At 37.7% G+C, this 9,268-nt stretch carries 9 protein-coding genes; 8 read left to right on the top strand and 1 reads right to left on the bottom strand.

Going from position 1 to position 9,268, the window contains the following annotated elements; all coding sequences use genetic code 11:
- The 8 genes from C6H22_RS06805 to C6H22_RS06770 form a co-directional block, all read left to right on the top strand.
- The coding region (locus C6H22_RS06805; protein ID WP_158654660.1) for a class I tRNA ligase family protein at positions 1-756 on the top strand (756 nt) is incomplete at its 5' end.
- Positions 757-1,314 carry an LPS assembly lipoprotein LptE gene (lptE, locus tag C6H22_RS06800; protein ID WP_104694564.1) on the top strand — a complete coding sequence of 186 codons (558 nt, stop codon included), beginning with the start codon at positions 757-759 and terminating at the stop codon, positions 1,312-1,314.
- A complete protein-coding gene (locus C6H22_RS06795; RefSeq protein ID WP_104694563.1) occupies positions 1,311-1,595 on the top strand; it encodes a hypothetical protein in 285 nt (94 codons plus the stop codon). The genes lptE and C6H22_RS06795 overlap by 4 nt, the downstream gene beginning before the upstream one ends.
- Positions 1,596-1,723: 128 nt before the next feature.
- Positions 1,724-2,974 (top strand): folylpolyglutamate synthase/dihydrofolate synthase family protein, encoded by a 1,251-nt coding sequence (locus C6H22_RS06790; RefSeq protein ID WP_104694562.1) that lies wholly within the window; start codon positions 1,724-1,726, stop codon positions 2,972-2,974.
- The gene (locus C6H22_RS06785; RefSeq protein WP_104694561.1) at positions 2,959-3,876 is read left to right on the top strand and encodes a M23 family metallopeptidase; all 918 of its coding nucleotides are present in this window, start codon (positions 2,959-2,961) and stop codon (positions 3,874-3,876) included. The genes C6H22_RS06790 and C6H22_RS06785 overlap by 16 nt, the downstream gene beginning before the upstream one ends.
- Before the next feature lie 3 nt (positions 3,877-3,879).
- On the top strand, positions 3,880-4,821 hold the full coding sequence (locus tag C6H22_RS06780) for a M23 family metallopeptidase (RefSeq protein ID WP_104694560.1): 942 nt from the start codon (positions 3,880-3,882) through the stop codon (positions 4,819-4,821).
- The gene (locus C6H22_RS06775; RefSeq protein WP_104694559.1) at positions 4,731-5,153 is read left to right on the top strand and encodes a bactofilin family protein; all 423 of its coding nucleotides are present in this window, start codon (positions 4,731-4,733) and stop codon (positions 5,151-5,153) included. Before C6H22_RS06780 ends, C6H22_RS06775 begins: the two co-directional genes overlap by 91 nt.
- Positions 5,154-5,156: 3 nt before the next feature.
- Positions 5,157-8,249: a DEAD/DEAH box helicase gene (locus C6H22_RS06770; protein ID WP_104694558.1), complete on the top strand. Its 3,093-nt coding sequence runs from the start codon at positions 5,157-5,159 to the stop codon at positions 8,247-8,249.
- 60 nt (positions 8,250-8,309) lie between these two features.
- Here C6H22_RS06770 and ftnA read toward each other — a convergent pair whose 3' ends face one another.
- Complete coding sequence (gene ftnA, locus C6H22_RS06765; protein ID WP_104694557.1) at positions 8,310-8,801, bottom strand: non-heme ferritin; 492 nt, start codon at positions 8,799-8,801, stop codon at positions 8,310-8,312.
- Positions 8,802-9,268: the final 467 nt, after the last annotated feature.

Below are 9,268 nucleotides of genomic sequence, written 5' to 3'. Positions count from 1 at the left end.
CCATTTGCCAATCTTCTTACTCAGGGCATGGTGTTAAAAGATGGTGCTAAGATGAGTAAATCTAAAGGCAATGTTGTGAATCCAAATGAGCTTATTGCCACCTATGGAGCGGATACAGCGCGACTTTTTGTGCTTTTTGCTGCGCCACCTGTGCGTGAGCTAGAATGGAATGATGCAGCCGTAGAGGGAGCATTTAGATTCTTAAAGCGTGTGTGGGAGCGTAGTGAATATGTAAAAGTATGCAAAAGCTTACCGACTATAGAATCTCATACACTCTCCAAACAAGAAAAGTTTGCGCGCAAAAAGGTTTATGAGGCATTGCAAAAATCTCACGATATTTTTAGCAAAAAACAATCTGGATATGCGTTTAATACACTTATAGCGGCGTGTATGGAAGCTTTTAACGCATTAGGTGAACAAGATAATGAGATTATTTATACCGAAGGATATTTCGTGTTATTGCATATTTTAGAGCCTATCGTACCTCATATTTGTTGGGAGCTTAGTGATACATATTTTGAGCGCGCGAATTTCGCACCTATTGCACTTGATGTGAATGCACTTAAGAGCGATGAAATACTTATAGCAGTTACTGTTAATGGCAAAAAGCGTGCTGAGATTGAAGTAAGTGCAGATATAAACAATGATGAATTGCTTGTTCTTGGAAGAGAAAGTGTGGCAAAGTGGCTAGAGGGTGAAGTTTTAAAGGAAATTGTGGTGCCAAAGAAACTCATAAATTTTGTGGTAAAAGTCTAGATGAAATATATTATAACACTGATGGTTTTGCTGTTCATGGCTTGTGGCTATGTCCCTGTGGCAAGCTATAGTGATAAAGTTCTTGGTGAGGGTGTGTATGTGGAGATTACTATGGATCCACAACTTCCAGAGGCCTCTGTGAGCGCAAAAGATGCGATTAATCTTGCAGTTTTGACACGCTTTAATAATACTTTGTCTTCTAAGCAAAGTGCGCATAGTATTATTGATGTGCGTGTGCTTTCTGTGAGTAGCACACCTGTAGCGTATGATGAAAATGGGTTTGTAAGTCATTATCGTGCTACGGTTAATCTCTCATTTAAGGTGCAAAATATCAATGGTTCAACACTTAGCGCAAGCACTTCAGGATATTATGATTACCCAGCGAGTTCTACATCCGCTTTGCTTATTGAAGAAGCAAAACTTGGTGCAGTTTCAAATGCGACTATACAAGCACTTGATAAGTTTATTTCTCAAATGACATATTATGGAGCACAACGAGAACAAAAGCAAGCACAAAAACAAGAAGAAACACAAGACTTACTAAGCACAAAGAAATGAATACTCTTAACACAATTATTTTGCGGATTTTACAAGATACAAAGAAAATGGGGCAATATATGTATGAAGGCTGTGTAGCAAAGCTTACGCATACAGCACATAATCATATTCCGCACTTTAGTAACAAAGAGCTTGGTGTGGTATGTGAAAAATGGAGTATGCAGATTCAGGCATTAGAGATAGCACCACGCCATAGTAGGATTTTAGGAGACAAACAAGAGAGTGATTTGCGCCATAATATTCAAGAATTTATTAGCACCAAAAATACATTTTGTGCGTGATACGTGTGTTTAATCATCATGAGATTATCAAAGAATTTGGACAAGAGGGCTATGCAAGGCAGGTTATTGTATTTGATCGTATTGTTTTGGGACACTTTTGATGCCCGATCATACATAGGTGAAGTCCAATGAATCTATGGGAATTTTTAGAATCCAAAGGGCAAGAATATGCACCTTTTGATCCTAGACGCGCTCATAGAATCTACGCAAAATTAGCACCAAAGCTATATATAGAGGATCTCAAAGTTATCCACCTTGTGGGCACAAATGGCAAGGGGAGCACAGGGAGGTTTATCACATTGGGGCTTGTGCAGAAAGGGTATAAAGTCTTGCACTTTAGCTCACCGCATTTATGGCATTTTGGAGAGCGTTTTTTTACTCATACAGGCGAAGTGAGTAATCAAATATTGCAACAAGCACATGAGTTTTTGCAACAACAAGGCTTTGTTAATGAAGCAAGTTATTTTGAGTATGCGACATTTTTAGCACTTTATATCGCACAGGGTTATGATTTTTTGGTGCTAGAGGCAGGGCTTGGGGGCGAATTTGATTCTACAAGTGTTATAGATTCAGATCTTAGTGTTTTTACGCCCATAGGCTTTGATCATAAGGATTTTTTAGGGACAAGTATAGAGTCTATTGCAGGCACAAAATTGCGTGTCATGGGAAAAAATGTCATTATGGCACCGCAACACTATACGCAATGTGTATCTATAGCCTATGAGATTGCCAAAGATTATCATGCAAGGATTTTTGCACTAGAATGTGTCAAATCCCAAATGCAATATAATGTGCAATATGAGAAATTTTGCCTTACTTTTGGATTGCAAAACACGCTAGATTCTAGCTTTTGGCAAGAATATATAGACTATGTATCACGCTATAATCTCGCGGAGTTTTTGGCACAAAATCTTTTAGTTGCAAGTTTTGCCTTGCAATTTTTTGGGATAAAGATAGATTTTTTGACACTTCCTGCATTGAATCTACATGGGCGATGTGAGTGGCTTGCTCCTCATATCGTGCTTGATGTAGGGCATAATCAAGAATGTGCTAGGGTGCTAAAATCCGTGATAGAGCAAAATTTTAAACAAAGGCGCGTGATTTTAGTGTATAATACCTATTCTGATAAAGAAGTGCATTGTATTTTGGAGCTATTAAAACCACACATTCAAGAGTTATGGATTTTTCCCTTAACGCATAATCCTCGTGTTATTGCGCACGACACGCTTATAGCGATTCTAGAGGATTTGGGGATTGCTTATAGGGATTTTGCATTTGAAAATATGACAGATTCCAAAGAATATGTCATATTTGGATCTTTTAGTGTGGTCGCTGGATTTTTAGATATATGGAGAGAGAAATTATGCAAGATAAACTAATGATTTCTATCATTGATGGTGATACTTTTAAACAATTTAGTATTCATAAGATTGTAAAGCGTGTGCTTTTGTATGTGGCATTGGCACTTGGAGTGGCGTTAGTAGTTTATTTTGTGATGGTAAAGTTTTTAATTAAAGAGCTTGATGGGATTATTGCTGAAAAAAACAAGGCAAGAGAGCAATTTCAAGAACTATATGAAAAAAATAGCGAACTTGTGCGTAGCATAGAGTATAAAACCAATGAGTTATTAAAGGCAAATACACAAATTAGTGAATTAGAAAAGATTGTGAGCATTCATAGAAATTTTGATATAAAGGTTGGGAATCAAGATGTCGATCTTGATGCGCTTAGTGATGAACAAAGGCAAATGGTTTTAAAGATTATGCCTAATGGCGATCCTGTGCGTGGATACAAGTGGGAACATACTAAGGATTTGAGCAATATCCAAACACAATCTTTTGTGTATGAAGTCCCAAAAGGTACGCCGGTGTATGCAACTGCAAACGGCATCATTGATAGTCTTAGTGCTTTTCAAGGTGGGAGCTATGGTGCGTATGTAAAAGTAGCCCATTCTTTTGGCTTTACATCGACATATGCCTATTTAGATTCTATGGTTGTCAAAAAGGGCGAGTTTGTCGCAAAAGGACAGCTTATCGGCTATAGTGGGCGAGGGGGCAGTGCTAAAAAAGAAGGAGTTTTATATGAGCTACGTTTTTTAGGCACGCCACTTCATACTATTGATTATGCATTATGGGATCTTGATAATTTTAATGCAGTAACCAAAAACAAAGATCACATTGATTGGAAAAGCCTTGTGTGGGCGCTTGATGATTTAGCACAAATTCATACTTATAGGACTGCACAAGCAGATTCTCAATCCCATAGAGTGAGCATAGAATAGGTTATGAGTAATAAACGCCTTATATTGATGATAACCGATCAAGAAAAGACGCGTTATATCAATATACATTCTGTATTTAGGCAAGTGGGTTTGTATGCACTGATTTTTTTGCTGGTGTGCATTATTTATGGTATTGTTTCTGTGCGTGCTTTTAAGCATGAGATAGTCAATGTGTCTGCCCTTAATCAAAAAATCCTCGCACAATATGAAAAAACGCAAGAAAAAAATGCATATCTTAATTTTCAAATCGAACAAAGATCCGAAGAAATTGGGCTTATAGGAGATAGAGTAGGGGATTTGGAGAGCATTGTGGGTGTGGGAGATACGCGAGATATTGCAGGCGAGGATTTAGGTGAGCGTATCGATGTGGCTTCACTGACAGGTGCGCAAAAAGTTTTTGTGATGAAATTTGTGCCAAATGGTTATCCATTGGATTATTATAAGCGTATTTCTGCCGAGTTTGGCTATAGAATCCATCCTTTATATTTTACAAGACATTTGCACGCTGGAATGGATTTTGCCACCGATATTGGCACTCCCGTGCATGCGACTGCTGATGGCGTCGTAGAATTTGCCAAAATGGGTCATAATGGTGGCTTTGGTAATTTAGTGAAAATCGATCACTCATTTGGTTTTAGGACTTATTATGCTCATTTGAATAAAATTGTTGTTTCACACGGCAGTTTTGTCAAAAAAGGGCAACTTATTGCCTATTCTGGCAATAGCGGTGCTAGCACAGGTCCTCATTTGCACTATGAGGTGAGGTTTTTGGATAGTGTTTTAGATCCGAGAAGTTTCATCGAATGGACGATGAGTGATTTTTCATCAATCTTTGAAAAAGAAAGGAGCGTATCATGGCAATCTTTACTAACGACAATAAACAGCTTGATGGATCAAGCACCTCATCAGGAGGAGCAACTATCATTGCTACAGGAACAACCATAAAAGGTGAAATCGATATAGAGTGTCGCTTACATATTGATGGATATGTTGAGGGAACTATCAATTCCAAAGACACAGTAATGATTGGAAAAAATGGTTTTGTTAAGGGCATTATTAATGCACATGCATTGGTGGTGGCTGGTAAGTTTATCGGTGATTGTGTATCTAATATGCTTGAGCTTAAGGCACAAGGGCGTATTGAAGGGACAATTACGACAAATGAGCTTGTAGTAGAGCGCAAAGGTGTGTTTGTTGGTGAGAGTAAAGTGCGCGATTCCAAGGAGACACCAAGCAAAGATGTTGTCAAGGATATAGATTCTAAAAAGAAAGTTTAGGATTTGATACAGGGTGATATTTACGCACTTTTATCTCAAGAGTGCGCACAAACTAAGGAATTTAAACACGATTTTATTATCGTTTGCAAGGATTACGAAGAAGCAAGATCTTCTTATGAGGTGCTAGAATTTTGTCATAAGCACAAGGATTTTAGTCCTTATATGCCTTTTATTTTACCCGAGGTGCGCGTGCATTTTGGCGATGACTTGACGCCATTTCGTGAGGATTTGCTCGAGCTTTTACAAGTTTTGCGCACATTTTATCAATGCCAAAGCCCAAAAGTTCTATGTGCTCCCATTTCAAGCATTTTATATCCACTGCCTAAGTCAGAATTTTTACAAAGTTTTGTGATTGACAAGATAAATCCACTAGATTCTCAAGTATTTGCCAAAAAACTCATAAGCTATGGCTATGAGAATGTAGAAGTCGTAGAAATGCCTGGCGAGATCAGTGTGCGTGGCGAGATTGTGGATATATTTTTGCCAAACGCATCTACTCCATATCGAATCTGTTTTTTTGATGAGAATATTGAGAGTATACGCGTTTTTGATGTAAGCACGCAGCTTAGCCAAAAAAATGAGATTGATTCTCTTGAAATTCCTGTTGCGCTTTTTGGCGTGGATCAAGATGACATTATGAGATCAGGCGATATACAATCAAGCAATGAACTTAGCGTGGAGAGTGGTGCATCGTGGTTGTGGCATTTGGGTGATAAGGGTGTGTATTTAAGCAAGTCTTATCCGTGTTTTATCACACAAAATGCGCTTGAGGAAGCCAAAGAATTATATGCTATAGAAGAGGAATTGCAATTAGCATTAGCGCTAGATCATATATATCAAATGTCACTTATCCCTCTTAGTGAAGAATACGAAGAGATTCTTTTTGCTCCAAAGATGTTATCTTCATTGCTTACACTTCACAAACAAAAAGACATTACGCTTATTACGCCAAATTATGCGTTACTTAAATCCTACGGACTTGATTATAGCGTTACGCCACCAAAGCTTTTAGAGCCACTTGAGATTGATCTCTCACGCATACATGTCGTGCTAGATTCACAAAATCTCAATATCTTGCACAAAAACTGGCTTATCCTCTCCCTAAACAAAACCCAAAAATCCACCAAAAAGCATAAAAAATCTCGATTGCAACTTAATGAGCTTAACATAGGCGAATATGTGGTGCATACAGATTATGGGATTGGAATTTTCAAGGGATTAAAAAGCACAAGTGTTTTGGGTGTGGTTCGAGATTTTATCGAGATTGCATATCAGGGAGAAGATAAGCTTTTATTACCTGTAGAACGCTTAGATATGATAGATCGCTATGTGGCAGATTCTGGAATTTTGCCGATTGTCGATAGGCTTGGTAAAGGAAGTTTTAGTAAGCTTAAAGATTCTGTGCGTAAAAAACTCTTTGAAATTGCTGGAGCTATCATTGAGCTTGCTGCGCAACGATCATTATTAGAGGGTGTAAAGATTACGAGAGATTGTGCATTGCTTTATACGTTTGATAAAACTCGTCCCTTTACCTTGACACAAGATCAAGATCGTAGCATTAAAGAAATTTTAGATGACTTAGAATCCGGACGTGTTATGGATAGATTGCTTAGCGGTGATGTAGGTTTTGGTAAGACAGAAGTTGCTATGAGTGCGATTGTTGCACTTGTTTCACAGGGCTATGAGTGTGCTTTTATCGTGCCTACGACCTTGCTTGCTTCACAGCATTACCAAACTTTGCAAGATAGACTAGGATCACTCACAAAAGAGAATGGGCAACCTATCACAATAGCCAAGATTGATAGATTCACAAAAGAAAAAAGCACTCTACAGAGGGATTTACAAAGTGGTGGTGTTGATGTAGTCATCGGAACGCACGCTATTTTGGGATTAGCATTCAACAAACTTGGATTAGTTATTATTGATGAAGAACATAAATTTGGCGTTAAACAAAAAGAAAAAATGAAAGCATTATGCAAAAATGTGCATACTCTAAGTATGAGTGCTACCCCAATTCCACGCACACTCAATATGGCACTCTCACACATCAAAGGCTTTAGTGCATTACGCACACCACCTATGGAGCGTAAAGGTGTGCGAACATTTTTGAAAATATATGATGAGAAGCTTATACGCGAGGTGATTTTGCGTGAGTTGCGACGCGGAGGACAAGTTTTTTATGTATATAACAATATTGCCACAATCGCACAAAAAGCAAAGGATATGAGTGAGCTTTTGCCAAAGTTGCGCATAGGGATTTTGCACTCTCAAGTAGAAAATGCATATTCTCAAGAAATTATGGCAGATTTTATGCAAAGAAAGCTTGATCTTTTGCTTTGTACAAGCATTGTTGAATCTGGCTTGCACCTACCCAATGCCAATACTATCATTATCGAGGAAGCAAATCGTTTTGGTATAGCGGATTTACATCAATTACGTGGTCGTGTAGGGCGTGGAGCAAAAGAGGGCTTTTGTTATCTGTGTGTAGCGCATGAGGGTGCTTTAAGCGATGAAGCCAAAAAACGATTAAGTGCGTTAGAAAAAAATTCTTATTTAGGTAGCGGAGAGAATCTTGCCTATCACGACTTGGAGATTCGCGGTGGAGGTAATTTATTAGGAGAAGCACAAAGCGGACATATCAAAAAAATCGGCTATGGTTTATATCTCTCTATGCTTGAAGAATGTATCAATCAGCTTAGCGGATTTGGCATGCAAAAAAGCACGCAAGTAGATCTCAAGCTTAATATTAGTGCCTACATCAACCCCGAACTTGTGGGGAGTGACACATTACGCTTAGAGCTTTATCGTCGATTAAGCTTGTGTGAGAATCTTGTAGAAGTCTATGACATCGAAGGCGAGATTGAAAATCGTTTTGGCAAACTTGATCCATATAGCATCAACTTTTTAGAGCTTATCAAGATTCGCGTGTTGGCAAATGCTTTGAAACTTAAGCAAATTGCACATTATGGGCAAACTATCACTATTACATATAGCGATGATACAAAAGAGCGTATAGAATCTCCTAGCAAAGATTGGGATGATGTGTTGGGTAGTATTATGACATTTTTACGCAAGAAAGCTGAGGGCAAAACATAGGTTTAGATTCTCAAAGTATGAGATTGCAGAGAATCTAGCATATGAGAATCTGTTTTTAATTTATTTTGTGAGGTCTTTGATAAATCTATCAGCGAGGTATAGACCATCACCACTTGAACCAATAAGTTTAATTTTATCGACAATGCCACGGAATAAAGCTTCTTCCTCATGTTGTTCGCTTACATACCATTGCAAGAAATTAAAAGTCGGATAGTCTTTGCTTTGCAAGGTGTAATCTACAAGATTATTGATAGATTGTGTGATTTTTTGCTCATGTGCATATGTTTTTTCAAAAACATCAAGCAATCCACTAAAGTTAGATTCTGGGGCAGCGACTTCCGTAATGATCACCTTAGAATCCGTTTCATTAAGGTATGTAATAAGACGCTTAGCATGTCCGCTTTCTTCATCAGCATGTTGAAACAAAAATAAACCCGCACCATCAAAGCTATTTTCATAGCACCAAGAACTCATACTCAAATACAGATTAGCTGCAAACATTTCTTTTGCAATTTGCTCATTGAGTAGTTTCACAATGTTTTGTGTAATCATTTTATATCCTTTAATGAGAATTTAGAATTTGAATACTAAGTTATATTTTCTAATATTTAGCTTAAATTTTATCATTTTTATACAATTTTGAGAATTTAGTGCGATCTAATATCCACAGATTATCTATCACAATACTATATTAAAGGCTTTGTGAAACCGAATCTAGCAAGTGCATTTAGTTTGTGCTTAATTATAGTTTGTGTTTTGGTGCTTATTGGGGATTCATATAAGTTTATGATGCAATCCACACGAGATTTTCTTAAGAGGATAGAGGGTGCACTCACGAGAAAACAATGCTTACAAACTCATCAACAAGCACAAAAAGGCGTATTTTGATTATGAAATCCTAGAGACTTTGGAGGTGGGGATTGGCTGTGCTTTGTGAATTCTTTGAGATGAAGTATTTTGATATAGCACAGCCTTAAAAATACTAAACTAGGCTTTGAACCAATTAGATAGATTTACAT

Source organism: Helicobacter equorum (assembly GCF_900198655.1).
GTDB lineage: Bacteria > Campylobacterota > Campylobacteria > Campylobacterales > Helicobacteraceae > Helicobacter_F > Helicobacter_F equorum.
Note: the sequence above shows the minus strand (reverse complement) of the source record. Positions and strands in the feature narration are given on the sequence as shown.